General features: G+C 68.2%; 22 protein-coding genes. 10 read left to right on the top strand and 12 right to left on the bottom strand.

Annotated features, from left to right (window positions below):
* Nucleotides 1-115: 115 nt before the first annotated feature.
* The 3 genes from malQ to ABD212_RS08480 all read right to left on the bottom strand — a co-directional run bounded on the left by malQ (nt 116) and on the right by ABD212_RS08480 (nt 5,434).
* Complete coding sequence (malQ, locus tag ABD212_RS08490; RefSeq protein ID WP_344093355.1) at nt 116-2,323, bottom strand: 4-alpha-glucanotransferase; 2,208 nt, start codon at nt 2,321-2,323, stop codon at nt 116-118.
* A gap of 86 nt (nt 2,324-2,409) precedes the next feature.
* Nucleotides 2,410-3,837 (bottom strand): CCA tRNA nucleotidyltransferase, encoded by a 1,428-nt coding sequence (locus ABD212_RS08485; protein ID WP_344093353.1) that lies wholly within the window; start codon nt 3,835-3,837, stop codon nt 2,410-2,412.
* A 76-nt stretch (nt 3,838-3,913) separates the two neighbouring features.
* Nucleotides 3,914-5,434 carry a DUF7059 domain-containing protein gene (locus tag ABD212_RS08480; RefSeq protein ID WP_344093351.1) on the bottom strand — a complete coding sequence of 507 codons (1,521 nt, stop codon included), beginning with the start codon at nt 5,432-5,434 and terminating at the stop codon, nt 3,914-3,916.
* Nucleotides 5,435-5,551: 117 nt separating this feature from the next.
* Here ABD212_RS08480 and ABD212_RS08475 point away from each other — a divergent pair, with 117 nt between their 5' ends.
* The 5 genes from ABD212_RS08475 (at nt 5,552) to ABD212_RS08455 (ending at nt 11,505) form a co-directional block, all read left to right on the top strand.
* Nucleotides 5,552-7,795, top strand: a complete 2,244-nt coding sequence (locus tag ABD212_RS08475; protein WP_344093349.1) for a DUF6049 family protein — start codon at nt 5,552-5,554, stop codon at nt 7,793-7,795.
* Nucleotides 7,792-9,390, top strand: coding sequence for a murein biosynthesis integral membrane protein MurJ (murJ, locus tag ABD212_RS08470; RefSeq protein WP_344093348.1), 1,599 nt, complete (start codon nt 7,792-7,794; stop codon nt 9,388-9,390). Before ABD212_RS08475 ends, murJ begins: the two co-directional genes overlap by 4 nt.
* A gap of 90 nt (nt 9,391-9,480) precedes the next feature.
* Nucleotides 9,481-10,467, top strand: a complete 987-nt coding sequence (gene trxB / locus ABD212_RS08465; RefSeq protein WP_344093346.1) for a thioredoxin-disulfide reductase — start codon at nt 9,481-9,483, stop codon at nt 10,465-10,467.
* 92 nt (nt 10,468-10,559) lie between these two features.
* Nucleotides 10,560-10,883, top strand: coding sequence for a thioredoxin (gene trxA, locus ABD212_RS08460; RefSeq protein ID WP_344093344.1), 324 nt, complete (start codon nt 10,560-10,562; stop codon nt 10,881-10,883).
* 205 nt (nt 10,884-11,088) lie between these two features.
* Nucleotides 11,089-11,505, top strand: coding sequence for a YciI family protein (locus ABD212_RS08455; protein WP_344093342.1), 417 nt, complete (start codon nt 11,089-11,091; stop codon nt 11,503-11,505).
* Between the two features lie 2 nt (nt 11,506-11,507).
* Here the strand turns inward: ABD212_RS08455 and ABD212_RS08450 are convergent, their stop codons facing one another.
* Nucleotides 11,508-11,852: a tryptophan synthase subunit alpha gene (locus ABD212_RS08450; RefSeq protein ID WP_344093339.1), complete on the bottom strand. Its 345-nt coding sequence runs from the start codon at nt 11,850-11,852 to the stop codon at nt 11,508-11,510.
* A gap of 59 nt (nt 11,853-11,911) precedes the next feature.
* On the opposite strand from ABD212_RS08450, the gene ABD212_RS08445 reads away from it, so the two are divergent.
* Entirely contained in the window at nt 11,912-13,195 is a 1,284-nt protein-coding gene (locus ABD212_RS08445; RefSeq protein WP_344093337.1) for an RNA polymerase sigma factor, read from the top strand.
* Here the strand turns inward: ABD212_RS08445 and ABD212_RS08440 are convergent.
* From ABD212_RS08440 to rpmH, 8 genes are all read right to left on the bottom strand, one after another.
* Nucleotides 13,180-14,157: a ParB/RepB/Spo0J family partition protein gene (locus ABD212_RS08440; protein WP_344093336.1), complete on the bottom strand. Its 978-nt coding sequence runs from the start codon at nt 14,155-14,157 to the stop codon at nt 13,180-13,182. The genes ABD212_RS08445 and ABD212_RS08440 overlap by 16 nt on opposite strands.
* Complete coding sequence (locus ABD212_RS08435) at nt 14,157-15,089, bottom strand: ParA family protein (protein WP_344093335.1); 933 nt, start codon at nt 15,087-15,089, stop codon at nt 14,157-14,159. Before ABD212_RS08435 ends, ABD212_RS08440 begins: the two co-directional genes overlap by 1 nt.
* Before the next feature lie 1,723 nt (nt 15,090-16,812).
* Entirely contained in the window at nt 16,813-17,436 is a 624-nt protein-coding gene (gene rsmG / locus ABD212_RS08430; protein ID WP_344093333.1) for a 16S rRNA (guanine(527)-N(7))-methyltransferase RsmG, read from the bottom strand.
* Between the two features lie 22 nt (nt 17,437-17,458).
* Complete coding sequence (locus tag ABD212_RS08425; RefSeq protein ID WP_425561254.1) at nt 17,459-17,977, bottom strand: Jag family protein; 519 nt, start codon at nt 17,975-17,977, stop codon at nt 17,459-17,461.
* Between the two features lie 42 nt (nt 17,978-18,019).
* Nucleotides 18,020-19,150, bottom strand: a complete 1,131-nt coding sequence (gene yidC / locus ABD212_RS08420; RefSeq protein WP_344093331.1) for a membrane protein insertase YidC — start codon at nt 19,148-19,150, stop codon at nt 18,020-18,022.
* A gap of 8 nt (nt 19,151-19,158) precedes the next feature.
* Nucleotides 19,159-19,515, bottom strand: coding sequence for a membrane protein insertion efficiency factor YidD (gene yidD / locus ABD212_RS08415; RefSeq protein WP_344093329.1), 357 nt, complete (start codon nt 19,513-19,515; stop codon nt 19,159-19,161).
* On the bottom strand, nt 19,512-19,847 hold the full coding sequence (gene rnpA / locus ABD212_RS08410; protein ID WP_344093327.1) for a ribonuclease P protein component: 336 nt from the start codon (nt 19,845-19,847) through the stop codon (nt 19,512-19,514). Before rnpA ends, yidD begins: the two co-directional genes overlap by 4 nt.
* Nucleotides 19,848-19,856: 9 nt before the next feature.
* Nucleotides 19,857-19,994: a 50S ribosomal protein L34 gene (gene rpmH, locus ABD212_RS08405; protein ID WP_022889115.1), complete on the bottom strand. Its 138-nt coding sequence runs from the start codon at nt 19,992-19,994 to the stop codon at nt 19,857-19,859.
* Nucleotides 19,995-20,303: 309 nt separating this feature from the next.
* Here rpmH and dnaA point away from each other — a divergent pair, with 309 nt between their 5' ends.
* The 4 genes from dnaA to ABD212_RS08385 all read left to right on the top strand — a co-directional run bounded on the left by dnaA (nt 20,304) and on the right by ABD212_RS08385 (nt 25,178).
* Nucleotides 20,304-21,734 (top strand): chromosomal replication initiator protein DnaA, encoded by a 1,431-nt coding sequence (dnaA, locus tag ABD212_RS08400; protein WP_344093325.1) that lies wholly within the window; start codon nt 20,304-20,306, stop codon nt 21,732-21,734.
* A gap of 419 nt (nt 21,735-22,153) precedes the next feature.
* Entirely contained in the window at nt 22,154-23,305 is a 1,152-nt protein-coding gene (gene dnaN, locus ABD212_RS08395; protein WP_344093323.1) for a DNA polymerase III subunit beta, read from the top strand.
* Between the two features lie 201 nt (nt 23,306-23,506).
* On the top strand, nt 23,507-24,664 hold the full coding sequence (recF, locus tag ABD212_RS08390) for a DNA replication/repair protein RecF (protein WP_344093321.1): 1,158 nt from the start codon (nt 23,507-23,509) through the stop codon (nt 24,662-24,664).
* Nucleotides 24,657-25,178 (top strand): DciA family protein, encoded by a 522-nt coding sequence (locus tag ABD212_RS08385; RefSeq protein ID WP_344093319.1) that lies wholly within the window; start codon nt 24,657-24,659, stop codon nt 25,176-25,178. Before recF ends, ABD212_RS08385 begins: the two co-directional genes overlap by 8 nt.
* Nucleotides 25,179-25,218: the final 40 nt, after the last annotated feature.

The following is a 25,218-nucleotide window of genomic DNA, read 5'->3' as shown; positions in this document are numbered from 1 at the left end:
TGAACGTTTCGTAACCAGACCGAAACTCATCGCCAGGGCAGCGGGTGTCGATGATCAGGCTCCCTCATCGACGCGGACCGCACCGTGGCGCGGCACGCCCGCCGCGGCACCGGGACTATGCCAGCCCGCGCTCGCGCGCCACGCGTCGAAGCGCATGGTCGACGGCTCCCGCCAGAGAGACGAATCTCTCGTTCGCTGCGAGGTCTTCGACGAGGACCGGCTCGCCGGCGCTGTCCGCGAGCGGAACCTGCCAATTGGGGTACTGCGTGTCCGTCCCCGGCTGGTTCTGCACGCGACGTTCGCCCACGGCGTCGACCAGCGAGACGCCGAGCAGCACAGACTCCGCTGCGGCGAGATAGACGTGGAGCGCCTCGATGATCTGCTGCTCGGTGGGGTCATCGCCGATGAGACCGCGGCCGCGCAGCACGGCGAGCATGGTCTCGCGCTCCCGGCGAGCGTCGGCGTGCGCCTCTTCGACGGGCTGGGTGAGAAGTCCGAGTCGCGCACGAAGACGGACGTGGTCTTCCGCGAGATAGCCCGCTGTGGGCGGCAGGTCATGGGTGTTGACCGTCGCGAGCAGGGCTTTCCGGTAGTGCTCCGGCGGCATCGGACGCCCATCTGCCTCGTTCTCGAACCACAGGACGGATGTGCCCAGGATGCCGCGGGCGGACAGATACTCGCGAACCCACGGCTCGACGTTTCCGAGGTCCTCGCCGATGACGACGGCGCCGGCGCGGTGCGCCTCGAGCGCCAGCACCCCGATCATCGCCTCGTGGTCGTAGCGGACGTAGGTACCTGCGGTCGCGCCCAGCCCGGCCGGGATCCACCACAGCCGGAAGAATCCGATGATGTGGTCGACGCGCAGCGCGCCGGCGTGGCGCACGAGGTTGCGGACCATGTCTCGCAGCGGTCGGTAACCCGCGCCCTCCAGTGCCTTCGGGAGCCACGGCGGCTGCGACCAGTCCTGGCCCTGCTGGTTGTACATGTCGGGTGGCGCACCGACGGTGATTCCCGGCGCATACATGTCGCGCATCGACCATGCGTCCGAGCCTTTGGTGTGGACGCCAACCGCGAGATCGTGCATGAGGCCGATTCGCATGCCCGCGTCGTGGGCGGCCGCCTGCGCCGCAGCGATCTGCTCCTCGGCGATCCACTGCAGCCATGAGTGGAACGCGACGCGGCCGGCGAGTTCCATCCGCAGCCGCGCGACCAGGTCCGACCCGATGTCCCATGCCTCCGCAGGGCGCTCTTCGCCCGCCGCCAGGGTCACGGCGTAGTGCTCTTCGAGCGCGCACCACAGCGCGAAGTCCGCGAGGGGCGGACCCTGCCGCTCGAGGAACGCATCGAGCGAGCGCTGGCGGCCGGAGGACCGCGGTGCGGAATGGATGACTTGGAGCGCGGCGCGCTTGGCCGCCCAGGCGGCATCCCGATCGATGCGCGAGGGATCGGTGTTCGACGCGCTCACCGTCGCGCGGGCCGCCGCGACCTGGGCGCGGTCGTCGGGCGCGAGGTAGGCCGCCTCGCGGATGTCTTCGGGGCGCACGTATAGGGGAGCCAGGAAGCGCCGGGTCGCCGGAAGATACGGGGACGGCTCTATGGGAGAGGTCACCTCGGCCGCATGGATCGGGTTGATGAGGAGGAAGTCCGACCGCTCCGAACCCGCCACCGCCGCGAGGTCGGCGAGGTCGGCGAAGTCGCCCATGCCCCACGACCGGCGTGAACGCACCGAATAGAGCTGCGCCATGAGACCCCAAGCCCGCCCGCCATATTCCGGTCGCCCCGCGGGGAGCGGCAGATGAGTGGGCGAGACCACGAGCACACACGTGCCCTCGCGGTCGACCTCGCCAGAGCCGTGCGGCCTCTGCCACGCGTGCAGGGTGTGCCATCCGAGCGGCAGATCGGCGGGCAGCGCAACGCGCACCTCCCACACCAGGGAGTCGTCGACCATCCGCGACTCGGGCTGCTGATCGGGGACTCCCACATCTCGCCACGACCCGTCTTCGAGGGCGACCGCCAGCGACACGTCGTGGTGATCGGCGACATGGACGGCGACCTCACCCGAGCCCGCCTGCACGACGATCGAAGGCGGCAGCAGCTCCCGCCACGGTGCTGCTTCGGTCGCGGCGAGCGCTGCCTCCACGTCCGGCTCCGTCTGCGCCTCGACGCCCATCGCCTGCAGCACCGCCCGCAGCGTGGACGCCGGAACCTCGACCCAGTCGCCGAAGAACGACCAGTACCCGGTCGCGATGTCCCATGAATCGGCGAGTCGCGCGAGCGCCGCCGACGGGGGATCGAACGCAAGTCGTTCGGAGTCGGCTTCCATGGTGTCCTCGCTTCGATCCTGGTCGTCCGCGCGGCGGTGCGCTACCCCGATCGGCCCACGTGTCGGGCGATGCGTCGTGCGCAGCGTCAGCCGCGCGCACCCCACCACGCCCGCAGGCGACGCTCGGCCTCGTCCTCGCCGATCATGCCCTCGTCGAGGCGCAGGTCGAGCAGGAACCGATACGCCTCGCCGACGTCGCGTCCAGGCGGGATGCCGAGCACCTCCTGGATGCGGTTGCCGTCGAGCTCGGGCCGCATCGCCTCGAGCTCCTCCTGTGCCGACAGCTCGGCGATCCGCCGTTCGATGTCGTCGTACGCCCGGGCGAGGCGCCCGGCCTTCTTCGCGTTCCGAGTGGTCACATCGGCCCGAGTGAGGATGTGGAGCCGCTCGAGCCCGGCCCCGGCATCCCGAACGTAGCGCCGCACCGCGGAATCGGTCCACGCGCCCTCGGCGTAGCCGAAGAATCGCAGATGCAGCTCGATGAGCCGCGACACGACCGTGATCGTGTCCGAGTCGAACCGCAGCTGCTGCAGTCGCTTCCGCGCGAGCCGGGCTCCCTTGGTGTCGTGATGGTAGAAGGTCACGCCTCCGCCGCGCTCGAGCTTGCGGGTCGCGGGCTTGCCGATGTCGTGCAGCAGGGCCGCGAGCCGCAGCGCGACGTCGGGCGAGGCATCCGGATTCCTCGCCTGCTCGAGCTCGATCGCCTGCCGCAGGACGGTGAGCGAGTGCTCGTAGACGTCCTTGTGATGGTGGTGCTCGTCGACCTCGAGTCGCAGCGCAGGGATCTCGGGAAGGAACTCCTCCATGAGACCGGTCTCGACGAGCAGACGGATGCCGCGCACCGGGTCATCGGTCTGCAGGAGGCGGACGAGCTCGCCCTGGATGCGCTCGGGGCTCACGATCGAGAGCGTCGCCCGCAGTGCGGCCATGGCCGCAATCGTCGACGCGTCGACGTCGAAGCCGAGCTGAGCCGCGAAGCGTGCAGCGCGGAGCATGCGCAGCGGATCGTCGCCGAAGCTCACGGCGGGATCGGCCGGGGTGCGAAGGCGTTGCGCGACGAGGTCCTCGATGCCGCCCGTCGGATCGAGCAGGGTGGACGAGGGCACGCGCAATGCCATCGAGTTCACGGTGAAGTCGCGCCGCACGAGATCGCCCTCGAGCGTGTCGCCGAACTCGACGGTGGGCTTGCGGGTGACCCCGTCGTAGCTGTCGGCGCGGTACGTCGTGATCTCGACCTGCTCGCCGGCGACCTTCGCGCCGATCGTCCCGAATGCACGGCCGATGTCCCACTGGGCGGTGCTCACGGGCTTGACGATGCGAAGGATCGCGTCGGGCAGCGCGTCGGTCGTGAAATCGAGGTCGTTCGTCTCACGGCCGAGCAGCGCGTCACGGACCGGACCCCCGACGATCGCGAGATCATGCCCCGCGCGGGCGAACGCGTCGGCGAGGGTGGCGACGACCGGCGATGCCGCGAGCGCACCCAGGCGCACGACTCCCTCGGCCATGTTGAGCATGCTCTCGAGCCTACCCAGGCCACCTCAGTGCTCCCGCGCTCGGTGCCGTCGGGGATCGAGCAGGGGTGCCGCGGGGTCACGCGAACCGAAGGAACCCGGTGAACACGAGCTCACGCGTGCGCGGCAGCAGGTCCGTGCGGAGCGCCGCGGCATCCACTTCGAGAAGCTGGGCGATCGCATCGACCAGCACCCCGACGGCGAGGTCGCCGTCGCAGGCGCCGACGAGGGCGGCGAGGCCGGGATCCACGGCCAGGGATCGGCCGAATCCACCGCCCTGGCGCAGCTCGATCACCGTCGGATCGGCGCTTCCCGGCAGGTGGTGGCGCGCCTCCGTGACATCGGGTGCGACGACGAGGACGGATGCCGCGAGCCCCGCGTCGGCCAGCGCTGCGAGCCGGTCGTGCGCGGCGAGCGCCTCGGCCAGATGCGCTCCCAGACCGTCTCCGGCGAGCGACTGCGGCAGGGATTCGAACCGCGCCAGGGTGGGCTCCGCATCGAGCGGACGCCGCAGCAGGAGGTATCCGAATCCGATCGCAGTGACCTCCCTCGCGGCGAAGTCGTCGAGCCAGGCATCGACGAGGCGCGAGAATCCGGGCGACCCGGGCAGGGTCCCGCCGTCGCGCACCCACAGTTCCGCGTACGACAGCGGGTCCAGGCTCTCGCGCTCCACCACCCATGCGTCGAGCGCCACGGGCGACTCCGCGACCCATTCGCGCACGCGGTCGAGCCCGGCGACGCCGGCGCACGTCTCCCAGTTTCCGAGCAGCTGCGCCACACCGCCGGGCGCGAGATGCGCGCCGACGCCCCGGACGAACGCGCCCACGAGCTCGTCGCCGATGCGACCGGCGTCGCGATACTCGTACGACGGGACTCCCGCCGCCCGGGGAGTGATCACGAAAGGCGGGTTCGAGACGATGCGATCGAACAGCTCGCCGGCGACCGGATCGAACAGGCTTCCCTGCCGCACCTCGATCCCGTCCACGCCGTTGAGGAGGGCGTTCAAGCGCGTGTACCAGACCGCGCGCGTCGAGACATCGGTCGCGACGACATGCTCGACGCTCCGGCGGGCGCGCAGGGCCTGGATCCCGCAGCCCGATCCGATGTCGAGGCCGCGCTCCGCCGGAGTCGGCAGCTGAAGCGATGCGAGCGTGAGCGAGGCCCCGCCCACGCCGAGCACATGGTCCTCGGGCAGCGGTCCGCCGAGGGCGGCTTCGTCCGGATCGCTCGCGATCCACCACTCGCCCGCGCCGGTGGTGTCCACGAACTCCTGCGGGCGGATCACCGACAGGGGGCGGATGTCGTCATCCGCCGACGTCACGAGTCCGAGCGCGGCCAGTCCGACCACGCCGGTCCGCGGAACGGCGGCGGAGACTGCGGCGACGGGCTGCGGCATCCCGAGCACGAGCAGTCGACCCAGTGTGGCCAGCGGGTCGGTCCGATCCGCCAAGACGCGATCGGCGGGTGCGCGCAGCCCCCGGCCGATCGCGTCGTCGGCGGCCTCGCCCCACGCGCTGCGCAGCGCCTCGGATGTGAAGCCCGCGCCGCGCAGGTCTGCGGCGAGTGCGCGACACAGAGCCGGATCGGAAGCGGGGATCACGCACCCATTCAATCGCGGGTCGCCCCGCGCCGCTCGCGTTCGGGGGGCTCGGATGCCGGGACCGTAGAATCTCATTCGATCGTGCGGTCCGGACATCGCACAGGAGCGAACCACAGCATGACCGTGACCCCCCCGCGTGAGCACGCCGTTCGGCGTACGCTTCGCGCGCGTGCCGTCGCGTTGCTCGCCGCGACCGTGATCGCCCTGCTGCCCGTCGTCGTCGGAGGGCCTGCGGATGCCGCAACGCCCACGCCGACGCCCACGCCGACACCGCCGATCCCAGTCGGGACCACCCAGTTCACGCTCTCGCCTCTCGGGAATGGAGTCGTGCGACCCGGCGATGCCCTCGCGGTGTCGGTCACCCTTCAGAACGGGACCGCTGTCCCGACGACGCCGGTGTCCGTCACGCTCGAACTGGGATCCTCGCCGTTGCACGATCGTGCTGCGCTCACCGCATGGCTCGGCGGCGACACCGACCCCTCCGGCATGGCGCGCGCCGGTGGAGCGGTCATCGGCGCGGTGCCGGCGGGCGACCAGCAGATCGAACTGATCGATGTCGCGGGGGCTGATCCGGTGCTCGCGGGGCGGACACCCGGGGTGTACCCGCTCGTCGCCGCCTACGAGGGGACCGACGGACTCGTGTCGTCGCGGAGCGCCATGATCGTGCCCGACGATCACGCGCCGAAGATCGGGATCGGAGTCGTGGTCCCCGTCACGGCGGGCGTCCTGACCGAAGGCCTCCTCACGGCCGATCAGCTTTCGCAGCTGACGGCGCCGAGCGGAGCCCTCACCAACCGACTGAACGCCGTCGAAGGAACATCGGCGATCCTCGCGATCGATCCGGCGATTCCCGCGTCGATCCGCGTGCTCGGCACCTCGGCACCGGAGTCGGCTCTGGCGTGGCTGGACCGCCTCGACGCCATACCCCAGGCTCGGTTCGCCCTGCAGTTCGGTGACGCCGACGTCGCCGTGCAGCTGAAGGCCGGCCTGGCGCGCCCGCTGCAGCCGACTTCGCTGTCGGCCTACATGAAGCCACAGGACTTCATCCCCGATCAGCAGGCGACGCCGACCGCCACGCCGGAGCCGACCCCCACGGACGGCAATCCCGATACGCCGGTGTACCCCGATCTCGCCGCGCTTCTCGACATCGGCGGCGGCCGCCCCGGCGTCTACTGGCCGGCGCCCGGCGCCGCGGGTCCCGACACTGTCGCGACTCTGGGAAAGCTGACAGCCGATGGCCGGGCATCGCTGACGATCGTGCCCTCCGCGTCGACGGTTCAGGGTTCCCAGGGGGCCACGGTCTCCGCGCATGCCGCCGCCGACGGCGCCGACCTGCTGGTGTACGACACCGACGTGTCATCCGCGCTCCAGCAGGCGGCGGCCCTGGATCAGACCGCGCTCCGCGGAGCGGCGTTGACCCAGGCGACGGCATACCTCGCCTTTGCGACGAAGGAGACCGGCGGCAAGCCCCTGCTCGTCACTCTCGACCGCGACGGAGTCTCTTCGGGGGTGGGGCTGCGCAGCGCCATCCTCACGGCAGAGCAGGACCCCACGACCACTCCCGCCGGCCTCAGCGCCTTGGAGGCGGCCCACAGCATCGACGTCCAGATCCCGGATCCCGCACCCGACCCGGCGCGGGTCGAAGCGGCATCCGGACTCTTCAGCCGTGAGAGCGAGTTGTCGCGGTTCGCGACGATCCTCGACGACCCGAGCCTGCTGACGGGTCCCGAGCGCGCCGAGATCCTCCAGCTGCTCGGGGTGGCGTGGATCCCCGGCCGCATCGCCTGGTCGGCAGCGATGACGGAGCATCAGGCGGCGACGGTCACCACCCTCCATTCCGTCGATCTGCTGCCGACGAGCACCATCAACCTGATCGGATCGTCCGCGGATCTCGGGTTCTGGGTGCGAAACGACCTTCCCTACCCGGTGAACCTCATCCTCTACGCCTCGCCCGACAACCTGCGACTCGACGTTCAACGTGCCACCCCCGTCGTCGCAGGCGCCTCGAGCAACACCCGCGTCGAGGTGCCGGTGCGCGCGCGGGTGGGCAACGGCGAGGTGACGATCGCGCTGCAGCTGCGCAGTCGTACGAGTGTCGCCATCGGGCAGGGCGCCACGGCGGAGGTCAACGTCCGCGCGGAGTGGGAGGGCGTCGGGATCATCGCCCTGTCCGTGGTGGTCGGCGTGCTCCTGCTGCTGGGTATCGCCCGGTCGGTGCTGCGCGTGCGCAGCCGGAGGGCCGGCACGCGCGACGCCGTGGCACCCGAGGGCGTTGCACGCGACGGCAATGCGGATGCCGCGGGACCGGCACCGGACGGCGACTCCGGCTCCGACCCCCCGCGCGCAGGGGACCGATCGTGAGCGGCATCGGACGTGCGAGCGTCCTCATCGGCGCGGGCACGATCGTCTCTCGCCTGACGGGCTTCCTTCGCGCCGTAGTCCTGGTCTCCGCCGTCGGCGCGACGACCGAGGCGGGCAACGCCTTCGCGATCGCGAACCAGCTGCCGAACAACATCTACGCCATCATCTCGACGGGCCTGCTGAGCGCTGTCGTGGTTCCCCAGATCGTCAAGGCGGCCGCACACGATGACGGCGGCAGGGCGTTCGTCTCGAAGCTCTTCACGCTCGGGACCGTCGTGCTGCTCGCGACCGCTGTCCTGGCGACGGTCGCCGCTCCGTGGCTCGTGCAGCTGTATGCCCCGTCGTTCCCCCCGGCCCAGCAGGCGCTGGCGACCGCGTTCGCCTACTGGTGCCTGCCGCAGATCTTCTTCTACGGCCTCTACGCGCTCGTCGGGGAGTCCTTGAACGCCCGGCGCGTCTTCGGGCCGTTCACGTGGGCGCCGATCGTCAACAACGTCGTGTCGATCACAGGTTTCATCGTCTTCATCTGGCTCTTCGGCCCCGGCGGCACCACGACCGAGTGGACGCCCGAGATGATCGCGCTGCTCGCCGGCACCGCGACACTCGGCATCGTCGTGCAGGCCGGCATCCTGCTGCTGTTCTGGCGTCGGACGGGTCTGCATGTCCGTCCGGATTTCGCGTGGCGGGGCGTCGGTCTCGGTCAGATCGGCCGACTCGCCGGGTGGACGTTCCTCATGGTCGTCGCCGGCCAGCTCGCCGGGCTCGTGCAGTCGCGGGTGCTGTCCGGCATCCCCGAGGGCGACGCCGGCATCCTCGTGTCCCAGAACGCCTGGCTGCTGTTCATGCTGCCCTACTCGATCATCGTGCTGTCGATCGGGACCCCCTACTTCACGCAGCTGAGCGAGCACGTCGCGGCGGGTCGCGACGACGAGGTGCGCGCCGACATCGGGCGCAGCATCCGCACCCTCGGCCTCTTCGTGGTCGTCGCGACCGCCGCGCTGGCCGTGGCGTCGGTGCCCGCCTCGCGCATCTTCACCGACAGCCCCGCAGAGGCGGTGGCGGCCGCGCAGGTGCTGCTGTGCTTCCTCGTCAGCCTCGTGCCGCTTGCCGTGCTCTTCGTCGTGCAGCGCACGTTCTATGCATACGACGACACCCGTGTGCCGTTCCTGTTCACGCTGCTGCAGTGCGTTCTCGTGGTCGTGACGGCGCTGCTGGCGGCATCCACCCTCCCCGTCCACCTCCTCGCCGCAGGCGTCGCCCTCGGTCAGTCGATCGCGAGTGTGGTGCAGGTCATCGTGGCGACCTGGCTGCTGCACCGACGTCTCGGAGGTCTCCGAGTCGGGTCGTGGATGCTGTCGCTCGGCCGTTTCGCTCTTGCCGCCCTCCCGGCCGCCGGAGCCGGGTGGCTGACGTTTCTGCTGCTCGGCGGGATCGATGGCTGGACCGTTTCGGACAAGCTCCTCGGTGCGGTCGGGACGGCGATCATCGGGGCCGTCGTCCTCCTCGTCTACGTCGGGTTCCTCGCGCTGCTTCGGGCCCCCGAGCTGGGCCCCGCGCTCACCCTCGCGCGACGCCTCCTTCCCGGCCGACGCTGAGCGTCCGCGTCACACGCAGTCGTCTCACAGGGCGCGGAATGCCACGCGGCTACCATTGGTTGAGGCTGTCGGAACCACGAAGGGGGCGCAGTGCGTCACGTCATCATCATCGGATCGGGCCCGGCGGGCTACACAGCGGCGATCTATGCCGCGCGGGCGAACCTCGAGCCGCTCCTGGTCGCAAGCTCGGTCGAAGCAGGCGGCGACCTCATGACGACGACGGATGTCGAGAACTTCCCGGGCTTCCCGGACGGCATCCAGGGCCCCGATCTGATGACCAGGATGCAGGAGCAGGCCGAGCGCTTCGGTGCCGAGGTGCTCTACGACGATGTGGTGTCGCTCGATGTCGACGGTCCGGTCAAGAAGGTCGTCCTCGGCAGCGGAGCCGTCCACGAAGCCGCGTCGATCGTCTATGCGACGGGCTCGGCGCATCGCAAGATCGGCATCGAAGGCGAAGAGCGACTCTCGGGCCGCGGCGTCTCCTACTGCGCCACGTGCGACGGCTTCTTCTTCCGCGAGCGGGTGATCGCCGTCGTGGGCGGCGGCGACTCGGCGATGGAGGAGGCCACGTTCCTCACCAAGTTCGCGTCGAAGGTCTACGTGATCCATCGCCGTGACGAGCTTCGCGCCTCGAAGATCATGCAGGCGCGCGCGTTCGCCAACGAGAAGATCGAGTTCATCTGGAACAGCGAGGTCGTCGACGTTCTGGGCGACGACGCTGTCACCGGCGTCGTGCTCGAGTCGACCATCGACGGCACGCGCCGCGACCTGGCGCTCGACGGCGTGTTCGTGGCGATCGGCAACGACCCGCGCACCCACCTGGTGCACGGCAAGCTCGACCTCACGCCCGAGGGCACCATCTGGGTTGACGGGCGCTCGTCCCGCACGTCCGTCCGAGGCGTGTTCGCGGCCGGCGACGTCGTCGATCCGACGTATCGCCAGGCGGTCACGGCGGCAGGCAGCGGAACGGTGGCGGCACTGGATGTCGAGCACTTCCTCGCGTCACTGGGTGAGGCGGGCGCACCGGATGTGCACGGCGACCCGATCGAGAATCTCGCCGGAGCCGACGCCGCCTGACTGGCGACCGACTGCGCCAGGGCGCGCTGGAACAATCCGAACGCGCGTGGCGTTCGAACAACTGCGAAGACTTCCCAAGAAGGAGACACCGAATGACTGCCAAGGCGACCACATCCGCTGACTGGAACCAGGACGTGCTGCAGGCCGAAGGCCCTGTGCTCGTGGACTTCTGGGCCGAGTGGTGCGGACCGTGCCGCATGGTCTCGCCCATCCTCGACCAGATCCAGGCCGAGAACCCGGGCAAGATCACGATCCTCAAGCTCAACGTCGACGAGCACCCCGATCTGGCGATGAAGTACCAGATCACCTCCATCCCCGCGATGAAGGTGTTCAACGGCGGTGAGGTCGAGACGACGATCATCGGAGCGAAGCCGAAGTTCGCGCTGGAAAAGGACCTCCAGGCCTACCTCGCGTAAATTCTCGTTTCATAGGGCCGCCGCCATCCGGGAGATGAATCCCAGGTGACGGCGGTTTTCCGTTATATGCTCGTCGCGGCATCGATTGATTTCCGACTTTTCTTCGGGCTGAATGTCGATCTGACCCTGACTTGTTCGACGTCAGAGGTGAAGGGGCGAGAGGGGTCCGAACGGACCGCTGGCCCGGAGACGAAAGGTTCACGAGATGCGTTACATGCTGATCATGCAAGTGGAGCCCGAAGCCGCGGCACGTGCGGCGGAGGAGCTGGACATGACCCAGGTCATCGCGGCCATGGGAGCGTACAACGAGGAACTTCAGAAGGCGGGCGTGTTCCTGTCCGCGGAGGGTCTCTCCGACGCAAGCGAGGGCTTCCGCGTCGACTTCTCGTCGACGCCGCCGGCCGTCACGGATGGCCCGTACGCCGAAGCGCGCGAGGTCTTCACCGGCTTCTGGATCCTGGAGGTGTCAGGACGTGAGGAGGCCGAGGTCTGGGCCAGGAAGTGCCCGCTCGGACCCGGCACGGCGCTCGAGGTGCGTCGCGTCAACGAGCTCAGCGACTTCGATCTGCCCGACAATGAGTGGATCGCCAAGGAGCAGGAGTGGCGCGCTGCCAACGCGTGACGTCAGGCGTCGGCACGCACCGTCGCGTCCCAGCGGCGGTGCGTGTTCGCGTCGCCCAGGAGTCGCCATACGGCTCGTGTGAGCTGAGGGTAGTCGAGGGCGATCTGCCGGAGCACTCGGTAGTGACGAGCAGCGTTCGGCCGCGATCCGCCGTTCTCGGCGATCGTCTCGGCGCGCAGCGTGAAGACGACGAGTTCGTCGACCGACGGCAGGTCTTCCATGAAATCCCACGGGTCCTCGCCGCCGCGCAGCCGCTCAGCGATCACCACAGAGAGCTCGTCCTGCGCTTCGGCGCGGAGGAGTTCGAGACTGGCCCTGCGGCGCGGGGCCGGTTCGTCCTTCGTCACCCATCCAGATTACGACGGCGCGTTCCGCCCGCCGAGTGCGTTCGCCCTACGCTGACATCATGAGCGACTCCGACGCCGTGCACGCTCGTCGCGCCGTCGAGGCCGTCTGGCGCGGCGAATCCGCGCGTATCGTCTCGGCGCTCACACGCCACACCGGAGACTTCTCATGGGCAGAGGACCTCGCCCAGGAAGCGCTGCTGGAAGCGCTCGCGCGGTGGCCGGATGCCGGCATCCCCGACAATGCCGGAGCGTGGCTGCTCGCCGTCGCCAAGCGGCGGGCGATCGACGGGTGGCGCCGCCGAGAGCGCCTCGCGGCACGCGAGCCGCTGTTCGCGGTCGAAGCCCGCGCCGCAGAGGAGGTGGACGCCGTGCCCGAGCTCGGCGACCCCGACCGGATCGACGATGACGTGCTGCGGCTGGTGTTCGTCGCGTGTCACCCGATCATCCCCGCACAGGCGCGCTTGGCGTTGACGCTGCGTACGGTCGCCGGGCTCACCACCGAGGAGATCGCGCGCGCGCTCCTCATGACCGTGCCGACGGTGCAGCAGCGCATCGTGCGTGCCAAGCGGTCGCTGGTGGAAGCCCGCGTTCCCTTCGAGGTGCCCGACCGGGCCGAGCGCCCGGCGAGGCTCGCGAGCGTGCTGCAGGTGATCTACCTCCTCTTCACCGAGGGATACGCGGCAGCCGGCGGGGACCAGCCCGTGCGGCCCGAGGTCGCACGAGAGGCCGTGCGCCTCGCGCGGCAGCTGGCTGCCCTGATGCCGTACGAACCGGAGGTCTCCGCGCTCATCGCACTCATGGAGTTCCAGTCGTCGCGCTTCGCCGCGCGCGTGGATCGTGAGGGTCTGCCCTTGACGCTGGCCGAGCAGGACCGGCGGCGTTGGGATCGTTCGGCGATCGCGCGGGGACGGGCTGCGTTGACACGAGTGGATGCCGCCCGCCGTGGCCTCGGCTACTACGGCCTGCAGGCTGCGATCGCGCAGTGCCACGCAGTGGCACCGGCGTTCGATTCGACCGACTGGGACCGCATCGTACGGCTCTACGACGCCCTCGAGCGCTTGGCGCCCTCGCCGGTCGTCCGGCTGAACCGCGCCGTCGCGGTGTCGATGGCGGGTGATCCCCTCTCGGCGCTGGCTGTCGTGGATTCGCTGGGTGACGACTTGTCGGGTTTTCGCCCGCTCTATGCAGTCAGGGCCGAGCTGCTCGAACGGCTGGGAGAGACGGATGCCGCGGCAGAGGCGTTCCGCATGGCCGCGGCGCTGCCGGGGAACGAGGCCGAAGCCGAGGTGCTGCGTCGCCGCGCGACGGCACTCGCGGTGCGCGAGGCCTATACGGCCCCGTAGTTGCTCTCGCCGATCTCGCCGAGGATCCGGTTGAGATCCTGGATGCTCGCGAAATCTATCATGATCTGGCCTTTTCTCGCCGTCAGCGAGATCCGGACGCGTGTGTTGAGACGATCTCCGAGCCTCTCCGCGACCTCGTCCAGGTGGGCGCGCCGAGCGCCCGCCTGCGGTTTGGAGGGGCGGGTGCGTACGGCCTCCGGGAGCTTCGCTGCGGCTTCTGCCGCACGAACCGACAGATCCTCGTTCACGATCTTGTCGGCGAGGCGCTGCATCGCGTCGACGTCGTCGCCGAGGGAGAGGATGGCGCGCGCGTGGCCGGCGCTGAGCACCCCTGCGGCCACGCGCTGCTGGACGGGCATCGGCAGCTTCAGCAGGCGGATCGTGTTGCTGATCTGAGGGCGCGAGCGACCGATGCGGCTCGCGAGCTCTTCCTGCGTGATGCCGAAGTCCTCCAAGAGCTGCTGGTACGCCGACGCCTCTTCGAGCGGATTCAGCTCGGAGCGGTGGAGGTTCTCGAGCAGCGCATCCCGCAGCAGATGCTCGTCTGCGGTGTCACGGATGACGGCCGGGATGGAGTCGAGGCCCGCCTCACGAGCGGCACGCGTGCGTCGCTCACCCATGATGAGCTCGTAGGTGCCTTCATCGGTCGCGCGGACAACCACCGGCTGAAGCACGCCGAATTCGCGGACGCTGTGCACGAGCTCGGCCAGGTCATCGGGATCGAAGTGGGTGCGCGGCTGGCGCGGGTTCGGAACGATGAGCCGTGGATCGATGTTCGCGAGTCGCGCGCCGGGGACCGCAATGAGCTCCTCGCCCGAATCGCCGGCGCCGTTTCGCGAAGGCTCGGCCTCCGGGACGAGCGGCTTGGGGAAGAAGACATCCGACGGCCGGTCGTCGGTGGCCTCGCTCGTCGGGATGAGAGCCCCGATTCCCCGGCCGAGGCCTGTGCGCTTGGCCGCCATCAGGGCTCCCTTGCAGTGTCTGAAGCGCTGTCGCGCTGGATGATCTCGATTGCCGCCTCACGATAGGCGACGGCTCCGGCTGAGTGCCCATCGTAGGCGATGACGGTCTGGCCGAAACTCGGCGCCTCCGACACGCGTACCGAGCGCGGAACGACCGTGGTGAGGACCTCCTTGGGAAAGTGCTCGCGCACCTCTTCCGCAACCTGCTGCGCGAGCCGTGTGCGTCCGTCGTACATCGTGAGCAGGATGGTCGACAGCCGCAGACTCGGATTCAGGTGCCTTTGGATCATCCGAACCGTTCCGAGCAGCTGGCTGAGACCCTCGAGTGCGTAGTACTCGCACTGGATCGGGATCAGGAGCTCGCTGGCCGCGGTGAAGGCGTTGATCGTCAGCAGGCCGAGCGATGGCGGGCAGTCGATCAGTACGAAATCGAGGTGCTCGTCGAGCCCCGCGAGGTAATCCTCGAGCGCCGTGCGGAGCCGGTGCTCCCGGGCGACCTGCGAGACCAGTTCGATCTCCGCGCCGGCGAGGTGGATCGTGCTCGGGGCGCAGAGCAGGTTGGGTGACTCTGGGCTGGTCTGCACGATGTCCGCGAGCGGGAACTCGTCGATCAGAACGTCGTACACGCTCGGGGTGTCGGCGGTGTGAGGCACTCCCAGGGCCGTGGACGCGTTCCCCTGCGGATCGAGGTCGATCACCAGCACCCGGGCACCGACCGATGCCATGCTCGCCGCGATGTTCACGGCGGTGGTCGTCTTGCCGACGCCGCCCTTCTGGTTCGAGACGGTCAGCACGCGAGTCCGGCCCGACAGCTGTATCTCAGCCTTAGCGAGCGCGCGTCGGCGGGCCGACAGATCAGCGAGTTCACGGGCGAGAGGGGTGTCGTCGAACGAGAAGGATGCCGCGGCCTCCGCCTCGTCGGGCTGTTTCACGTGAAACACTCTCCCTTTCGCGAGCGGATCGGACAACGCCCTCCACTCTATCCCGCCCCCTCCGACTCCCCTCTCGTTCTGGGGCCGCGGCGGGTCAAGCAATGCATCTCGACCCCATGCCCGTCGGTCCCACCGAACCCGAGTGGGTATCGACAGCGGCGGGTCGCCCCGGTCGTCCTGCGGGCGGCGGGCCCGCGTCTGAACAGCGCCGAATCTCAGAGTGGATCTGGAACGCGCCCTCTCCGCATCGCTCGATAGGTACGGACTCGTGCGATGTTTCACGTGAAACGAAGGTTCCGGTCGCGTCGGTGCCACCGATGTTGCCAGCCCGTAGCCGGGCCGTGAGTGGGCTGGCGCCGACACCGCGAATGTGAACGAACCTGCGGAGGTCCAGGATCCCGACTCTCCGGCTGTGCGGGTGCTCGACGGGATCCCAAGTCACCTTGATCCACACGAGACTTCTCTAGCCTGAACGACGCGCACGGATGCGACGCGGGGACGTCGACGCCGCTGGGTTCCTTGACCGGGGCGAATCCGATCAGGCATGTTTCACGTGAAACGCTCCGTTGCGAGTCGGCAGATCGACGGTTGCGAGCCAGCAGTCAGACCCGACCAACTTGCGTCCGTGGCATCGCCGACGGGAGCGCAGGGCTTGGAAGTCCCGTAATCCACGGACGTCCCGCCCACAAGCGGCATCGACGCGAGTCGCAACTCGAGGTGTCACGTGAACCTCGATTGCGGAACGAGCGGCAGCACTTGTGCCCTGTAGCGGAGGCCTTGCCTCGAGTGCATGGGCATGTTCGCGGCGCTGCAGCACTCCGCAGCCGGTCCGAATTCAAAGAGCCTGTCGCTCGATTTGTCACGTGGCGTCGATTATCGGGGAAATGTCTGTACCCACGCCCGCGCCGGAGTCCAATGGGAAATCCGAAGGTTCTGTTCGCGGTGGCACCGGGCCGAGTCGTCGGCCGGGAACTCGACGAAGCTCGCCACTGTCGCCGCATTGGTTGCTCGATGATGCCGCGGGGCAGGTCTTCGCGTGAACCACCGGAGCGTCCACGTCAGCCGTTTGCGGCGCGACGACGACGCTGGATGACTTCCGTGGCCGATGCACAACACCCGTGCCTGAGGACCCATGGGTTCGCCCACCGGCGGCGCGCTGATCGATCTGCGCGCCTCGCATTGTGCATGTTTCACGTGAAACATCGGCGCCTTCGAGACCCCGGTCTCCTGCCCACCTCCGCGTAATCGCCACGCCTGACCTGTCGCCCCCCGTAGACGGCACGGTCGGCACAGATCCCCGCGTCTCGAACACCGGGCATGGGGCTCGGAGGCTCCACCCGTTTTGCTGCACGGGCTGCTTCGTCTGGGCGAGCACCGGTCCCTCGGGGGGAGTGGGCAGAGTCGCGAAACGCCCGTATTCCGGGGGTGCACACGTGGGGATCGAAGGGACACCGCGCCCTCCGATCCCCACCCGCGGGTTGCGATCTGGTGGGCCAGGCGTGGGCTCCTTGAATCGACGTCGAGCAGACGCGTGGGCCGCAACACCCTCACGCAAAGGCGATGTTTCACGTGAAACGGCAACTCGAGTCACACCCCAGCCCAGTGACTCGAACGGACGGACAATGCAACCCGAATTCACGCACGCCAGCCGTTCGCACCGCTGAGGGGTACCGCGACCCTTATGTCGCCGTATCGACCGCCAGGCCGGCGTCGTCCGGTCGATTCAGCGGACGGTGCCGCGGAACACTCGAGTCGGCTCGTCGAGGATTCCTTCTCCGACGACCTCGACGCGCGGATTCGCCACCCGGAACTTGCGGAGCTGCTTCTCGGCGGCCTCGATCTCGCTCGCGGCGCTCGTACCCTTCAGCAGGATCAGCTCTCCGCCGTCGCGAACCAATGGCGCGGTGATGGGAATCAGCGTGCGAAGGGCGCTCACCGCACGTGCTGTGACGGCATCCAGCGTCGGCCCTTCGCGCCAATCCTCGGCGCGAGCGCGCACCACGCGCACATTGGACAGGCCCAGCTCTTTCGCCTGCTCGCCCAGCCAGGCCACCCGACGTTCCATGGGCTCGATGAGGATCCACTCGACATCCGGCCGCGCGATCGCGAGGACAAGACCCGGGAGCCCGGCTCCTGAACCAACGTCCCCTACTCGCCCTGAGAACAGCGGAGCGATGACCGCGCTGTTGAGAACGTGCCGGGTCCACAGGCGCGGGGGTTCGAGGGGACCGATGAGACCCCGCTGCTCGCCGTACTCGCCGAGCGCGGCGGTGAATCGGCGGGCAAGGTCGATCCGATCTCCGAAGATCCGCTCCGCGGCCGCCGGCTCCGGTTCGATCTCGATCATGGATGTTTCACGTGAAAACGACTCAGCCGCGCCGGATGACGGTGTGACGGTCTGCACCCTCGCCGTACGACTCCGACGCGAAGCCGCGCTCCGAGACGATGTCATGCACGAGCTTGCGCTCGTAGCTCGACATCGCCGGAAGCGACGCCTGGGATGCGCCGTCCTCGAGACGGGCGATGGCTCGGTCGACCAGGCTCGCGAGCTCCTGCTGACGGGTGTTGCGGGAGCCGCCGACGTCGAGGATCAGCCGCGAGAAGCGCCCGGTGCGGTTCTGCACCGCGATCCGCGTCAGCTCCTGCAGCGCCTGCACCGTGTCGGGATGAGCGATCAGTGCGACCGAGCCACCCTCGGGAGCCTCGACAAAGACGTACGCGCGGCCGGCGCGCACGTCCAGTGCGAGGTCGCCGTCGATGTCTGCGATGTCCAGCAGCACCTCGATGAAGTCGGCGGCGACATCGCCTTCCTGTTCGAGCTGCTCGACGGTCGCGGTCGTGCGCTCGACGGCTGCGTGCTGCATGGGGGCGTATTCCGGATTGGTCATGTGATCCTCGGAGTCGGTCGAAATGAGAGAAGACGGCCGGGTTCAGGAAGTCGCGGCCGCGCCACCGGCGGAGTCCGCAGGCTTGGGCGGCTGCTTCTGGCTCTGGCCCGGGCCCTGCTTCTTCGCGCGCTGCTTGCTCACCGGCTGCTGCCGCTTCGGAGCGGCGGCCTTCGCCCGCTCAGCCTCTTCGAAGAGGCGCTGCTGCTCGGCCAGGTACTTCTCGAGCGGCACGACCTTGCCGGACGAGTCGATGGCCTTGCCCTTGCGTGCCAGACGTTCTTCGCGGGCTTTCGCGGCATCCGAACCCGGTGTCGGCATCTCGCGGATCACGAGGAACTGCTGACCCATCGTCCACAGGTTCGTCGTGAACCAATAGATGACGAGGCCGAGTGCGAAGAACAGACCTGAGTAGAGGATGCCCAGTGGCAGGACGTAGAGAAGTATTCTCTGCATTTGGTACTGCTGGCCAGTCTTGGCCGCGGGCGAGAGGTTCTTGGAGACGAGTTGCAGTTGGGTGAAGAACTGCGACGCGATCATCAGCACGACCAGCACCACCAGGATGACAACCGTCGCCTGCCATCCAGAAGCCTGGGTCTGCCACGCACCGACGAGCGACTCATGAAGGGACGCCACGCCGAACAGCTTCGCGTTGTAGAACTCGGTCATGAGTTCGTTGTTGAGCGGCCCCACACCCGCGTGGTTCGGATCGGTCTTGATCGTCTGCACGCCGTTGAGGACGCTGAAGAGCGCGAAGAAGATCGGCAGTTGAACGAGGAGGGGCAGGCAACTCGACGCGGGGTTGGTGCCGTGCTTCTTGTACAGCGCCATCGTCTCGCGGCTCATCGCCTCGCGCGAGAGCTGATCCTTTTTGCCTTTGTATTTTTCCTGAATTTTCTTCAGATCAGGAGAGATTTCCATCATCTTGATCTGGCTCTTGATCTGCTTCACGAACAGCGGAATCATGGCGGACCGAACGACGAGAACCAGCCCCACGATGGCAAGCACCCACGTGATGCCATCGGCCGGCGGAAGCCCGATGAAGGTGAAGACCGCGTGCCACGCGACGAGGACGAGCTCGACCAGCCACTTGAGCGGCCAGAGGATGGTCCCGAGGAGGTCGAAACCCCCGCCGGAGGCGGCCGGTGTGGTGGCGGCGGCAAACAAGAGATCCATGCGGCGGATCAGTCCTTTCGGGTGGGGGCGGGCACGACGAACCCGTGTCGGGTCAATCCGTACCGGAAGCGAGGGTGGGCGGGGACGTCATCGACGCCACCCTGCGCCCAGGGATGACAGCGCGCGAGGCGAGCCGCGGTGAGCGCGGCTCCCTTGACAGCGCCGTGCTGCTGGACAGCGCCCACGGCGTAGGCGGAACACGAAGGGTAGTACTTGCAGACGTCGCCATACGTATGCGAGATCGTCGCACGATAGCCGTGCAGCAACGCGAGGACGGCATTGCGGGGGAGCAGCGGCAGCGTACGCAGCGTGTCGGATGCCGCGAACTCCGCGTCGCCGAGCGCGTACGCCGGCAGGACGCTCACGCCGCCCTCCGGCCGAGGCAGCGGCCGACTTCAGTGCGAAGGTCTGAGAAAGTGGCCGTCCCAGCACTCGGCAGAGCGCGGATCACGACATCATCACCGGGCCGGACGGTGTCGACGGCCTCGGCGCACACGGCCTTCAGCCGGCGGCGCACAGTGTTGCGGACGACGGCGGAACCCACCTGACGACTCACGATGAAGCCGAAACGCGGCGTGGTCCGGGCCCCGGAGGAGTTCACGTAGGTCACCGTATGCGCCGCGGCACACCGGCGACCCCGACGGACGACGGCCTTGTAGTCCGCTCCGCGGGTGAGTCGGTTCGGCCTCGCCAGCACCGCTCGGGGTCAGGCCGAGAGCTCGGTGCGCCCCTTGGCGCGACGAGCCGAGAGGATGGCACGGCCGGCGCGAGTGCGCATGCGAAGACGGAAGCCGTGCTTCTTGGCGCGGCGACGGTTGTTGGGCTGGAAGGTGCGCTTGCTCATAGGGATCGCTTCCGGATCAGGTGTCACCGGGACGCTCAGACCGGGGACGCTCGTACAAGTGGGACTGCCTCGAGGGCATAAGTCAACCGATTAAGGCTACGCCGTGTCGGCTGAGAACTCAAACCGGGCCGGCGGTGGGGCATTATCCCCAATCCGGGCCGGCGACCCTGGCAATGACACGCGGGCCGGATCTACAGTGGAGTTTGCTCCGGGGACCCTTGCTGACTAGCGTGGCTCCGGCAGTTATCCACAGGTTCGGCGTGAAGATTCCGCGGCAGCCATCGGACTCATCAACAACCCGGGGGGGCCATGTCACCGCACGAGATTCCAGATGTTCCCGTCTGGACCGCGGTGCTCGATGAACTGACGGACGACGAGCGTGTCACACCGCAGCTGCAGGGCTTTCTGAACCTCGCGGTCCCACAGGGCGTGATGGGCGGCACTCTGTACCTCGACGTCCCGAACGATCTCACGGCCGCCCAGTTCACCAAGCGGATGCGCACGCCCATCATGGAAGCGCTCGCACGGGTCGACCAGGAGCCGCAGACGAGCGCGACGACCTTCCGTGTCGTGGTCAACCCCGATCTCGCGGATGCGCACCTGACGGCACCGATCCCCGTCCAGTCGACGCTGACGCCGCAGGCTCTCCCGATGGCACGTCCGCCACTTCAGGAATCGATGGATGCGGTATCCGGCAGCTCGCGAAGCGATACGCGATTGAACCCGAAGTACACGTTCGACAACTTCGTGATCGGGCAGTCGAATCGTTTCGCGCACGCCGCTGCCGTGGCGGTGGCCGAGGCCCCGGCGAAGGCGTACAACCCGCTCTTCATCTACGGAGACTCCGGACTCGGCAAGACGCACCTCTTGCACGCGATCGGCGACTACGCGATGAGCCTGTATTCCGGCATCCGTGTCCGTTACGTGTCGAGCGAGGAGTTCACGAACGACTTCATCAACTCGATCGCGAACAACCGCGGGTCGGCATTCCAGGCGCGATACCGGGATGTCGACATCCTGCTGATCGATGACATCCAGTTCCTGCAGGGCAGGGCGGAGACGCAGGAGGCGTTCTTCCACACGTTCAACACGCTGCACGACCACGACAAGCAGGTCGTGATCACCAGCGACGTCCCACCCAAGCACCTGACCGGCTTCGAGGACCGGATGCGCAGCCGCTTCGAGTGGGGACTCATCACGGACGTCCAGGCCCCCGACCTCGAGACGCGCATCGCGATTCTGCGCAAGAAGGCGCAGAGCGAGCGGCTTCACATCCCGGACGAGGTGCTCGAGTACATCGCGACCGTCGTCTCATCGAACATCCGCGAGCTCGAGGGCGCTCTCATCCGCGTATCGGCATTCGCCAGCCTCAACCGGTCGAACCTCGACATGTCGCTCGCCCAGACCGTGCTGCGCGACATCGTCGACCAGGACGACGCCAATGTCATCTCGCCGACGGACATCATCTCGGCGACCGCGCAGTACTTCAAGCTCACGGTCGACGATCTGTACGGCTCGAGCCGTTCGCAATCCGTCGCGACAGCCCGACAGATCGCCATGTACCTGTGTCGCGAGCGGACGAGCCTGTCCCTCCCGAAGATCGGCCAGCTGTTCGGAAACCGCGATCACACCACGGTCATGTACGCGTACAAGAAGATCAGCGATCTCATGAAAGAGCGGCGATCCATCTACAACCAGGTGTCGGAAATCACCACTCAGCTCGGTCGCAACGGCCGGTGACGCGCTCCCGCAGAAATATGCCGCAAGAGGTGCTTGACACCGGTCCTGGACTGGGCCAAGATTCCGGTTCTTCACAGTGTGGAAAACCTGTGGATAACTACGGCCGGCTGCGGAATCCCTGTGAGCGGACATGAGCGGCTTGTGGATGACAGGCCCGCTCACCCGAACACTTCTCGCAGGCGCTCCGCAGGCGCTCCACAACTCACACGGTTGTGGTTTCCCTGTCTCGCTTGGGTCGTCGTTGGTTATCCACACTTTCCACAGGGGTTAACACCATGACAGAGAGATTGATGAAGGGGGAATCCGATCACCTCGACGGCCCGCGAACCGGATCGGATGCCGATTGTCGCAGGGACGCCGGCAACGACAGAGCCTGGCACTAGCATGAGAAGGCCCAACCCGATGTCAAGGGAGCGTCCGTGAGGTTCCACGTCAATCGCGATGTCTTCAGCGAAGCCGTGTCGTTCGTCGTCAAGCTCCTGCCGCAGCGAAATCCGCAGCCGATCCTCGCAGGCGTGCTGATCGAGGCATCCGATTCCGGACTGTCCCTGGCGGCCTTCGATTACGAGGCATCCGCCCGCACCACGATCGAGGCGACCGTCGATGAGCCAGGGACGATCCTGGTCCACGGCCGCCTGCTCTCAGAGATCGCAAGCCGGCTGCCCAACGCGCCCGTCCAGATCGAGGTCGACGAAGACGGCGGGATCGTCCTGAGCTGTGGATCGGCGCGCTTCACCCTCGCCGCCATGCCGGTGCAGGAGTACCCCGCCATTCCCGAGGTCTCGGGCGACTCCGGGCTCGTTCCAGGCGAGGACTTCGCGACGGCGATCGCGCAGGTCGCCTTCGCCGCGTCGCGCGACGATGTCACCCCCGTGCTCACCGGCGTTCAGCTCGAGGTGACCGGTGTGAGCCTCAGCCTCGTCGCGACCGACCGGTACCGCGTGGCATTGCGCGAGATCCCGTGGGATGGCGGCACCACGAACGGCGAGGAGTCGACGACGGCGCTCGTGCCGGCGCGAACCCTCATCGAGGTGGGCAAGACGTTCGCGCACGGCGGCGACATCTCGATCGCCTTCTCCGGGTCGGGCGACCGCGAGATCATCGCCTTCACCGCCGGCAACAAGACGGTGACCTCGCTGCTGATCAAGGGCAACTTCCCGCCGGTGCGGCGCCTGTTCCCCCAGCAGACCGAGCATCACGCGATCGTGAACACGAGTGAACTCGCCGAGGCGGTGCGTCGCGTGTCGCTCGTGCTCGATCGGTCCGCTCCGCTGCGCTTCACGTTCTCGACCGACAGTGTCTCGATGGATGCCTCGGGCACCGAGCAGGCGAGGGCATCGGAATCCGTCGACGCGCACCTCATCGGCGACGATGTGACGCTCGGCCTCAACCCTCAGTACCTCCTCGAGTCGCTCGGCGCGGTGCGCAGCGAGTTCGCGCGGATCACGTTCACCTCGAGCGAGAACGCGAACAAGCTGAGCCCGGTCCTGATCACCCCGCAGACCTCGGTCGACAAGTCCGGCGCCGACTCGTTCAAGTACCTGCTGCAGCCCAACCTCCTGCTTCGCTAGTCCCACCCCGCGTGGACGCGGGCGACGGGAGGGACGAGGTACCGGTCGTTGAGCGAGGGAGCGCAGCGACCGAGTCGAAACGCGCCGGGCGTTCCGTGATGATTCGGCGCGTTTCGCCTCGCTTCGCTCGCTCAACGACCGGGGGCAGGATGACGGGAACTCACCGAAGTCGGGGTCGGCGCCGCTGACTAGGGTTGACCCGTGATCGTGGAGCAGCTGAGCCTCGTCGACTTCCGCAACTATGCGGTCGCCGACGTCGTGCTCGGGGCGGGTCCGAACGTGTTCGTCGGCCGCAACGGCCAGGGAAAGACGAACCTGGCGGAGGCGATCGCGTTCTTCGCGACTCTCGGGTCGCATCGGGTGTCGTCGGACGCTCCGATGGTGCGCGACGGCGCGGACGCGGCGATCATCCGTGCCCGCCTCGCCCATGGCGAGCGGCGGGTGCTGCTCGAGGTTCAGCTCAACCGGCAGGGATCGAATAAGGCCAGGGTGAACGGCGTCCCGGTCAAGCCGGCTGAACTGCCGAGACACGCACAGGTCGTGCTCTTCGCGCCGGAGGACCTGCAGATCGTTCGCGGCGACCCGAGCGGGCGCCGACGATTCGCCGATCAGCTGCTCGTCCAGCGCACCCCCCGCCTCGCCGGCGTGCTCGCCGACTACGACCGAGTGGTGAAGCAGCGGACTGCTCTGCTCAAGTCGGCGAGAGTGCGCGGGATCCGCGGAGATGCGCTCTCCACGCTCGATGTGTGGGACGACAAGCTCGTCGTCCTCGGCACCGAGGTGATCGAGGCGCGGCTCACGCTCGCCGCCGAGCTGGCCGCACCGATCGCCCGCGCCTATGCGGCCATCGCGGGCGCCGACCATCACCCCGAGATCGAGTGGGCGCTGTCGGTGAGCGGAGCAGATCCTGAGGACGGCGCCGACGCGCCGGCGGGGGATGCCGCATCCACACGCATCGACGACCTGTTCCGCCACGCGCTCGCTGCTCGCCGGGCCGCCGAGCTCGACCGCGGTCTCACCCTCGTCGGCCCCCACCGCGATGACCTCGTGCTCCGCGTGCGCGGACTTCCGGTGCGCGGATACGCGTCGCATGGCGAGTCGTGGTCTATCGCGCTCGCGCTGCGACTGGCTTCCGCAGAGCTGCTCCGCGCCGAGTCGCAGCTCGGCGACCCTGTGCTCATCCTCGATGACGTGTTCGCCGAACTCGACGCTGGCCGCCGGTCACGGCTCGCCGAACTCGTCGGCGGATACGAACAGGTGGTCGTCACAGCCGCGGTCGAGGAGGATGTACCCATGGCATTGCGTGCGCGGACGGTGCGCGTCGAGGCGGGGACGATCCTGGAGGCGGCGGATGTCTGAATCCGCATCTGCTCCCGAGCGCCCAAACGACGCCGGCTCCCCCGTGCCCGAGACGATCGCGACATATCTGCGACTGCGCGGGCTCGAGCCGTCGGCGCGGTCGTTCCGCAGACGGCGACGGCGCTACGAGGACGACGAGAACGCACCATTCACTCCGGGGCGCGACCCGCGGGGCTTCGGCGATGTGCTCGCCGACCTCACCCGCGAGGAGGGATGGGACACGCAGCTGGCGCGCGAGGATGTCGTTCGCGCGTGGTCCGAAGTGGCGGGCGATGACACCGCCCGGCACACGCGGCCGGTCGCCTTCTCGGAGGGCACGCTGACCGTCCAATCCGACTCGACGGCATGGGCGAAACAGCTCCAGCTGATGCGCTCTCACATCCTGTCGGAGATCATCCGGCGCTTCCCCGACGCGGGGGTGCAGGTGATCCGGTTCATCGGCCCGGACGTTCCCTCCTGGAAATGGGGTCCCAGAACGATTCCAGGGCGTGGTCCGCGCGATACCTACGGCTGAGGGATGTCAGATACCCTCCGAGCCCATTTCCGCGCGTCAG

Origin of the sequence: Microbacterium deminutum, assembly GCF_039530205.1 — a bacterium.
In the GTDB taxonomy this organism is placed as follows: Bacteria; Actinomycetota; Actinomycetes; order Actinomycetales; family Microbacteriaceae; genus Microbacterium; species Microbacterium deminutum.
This window is presented reverse-complemented; position numbering and strand designations above follow the sequence as displayed.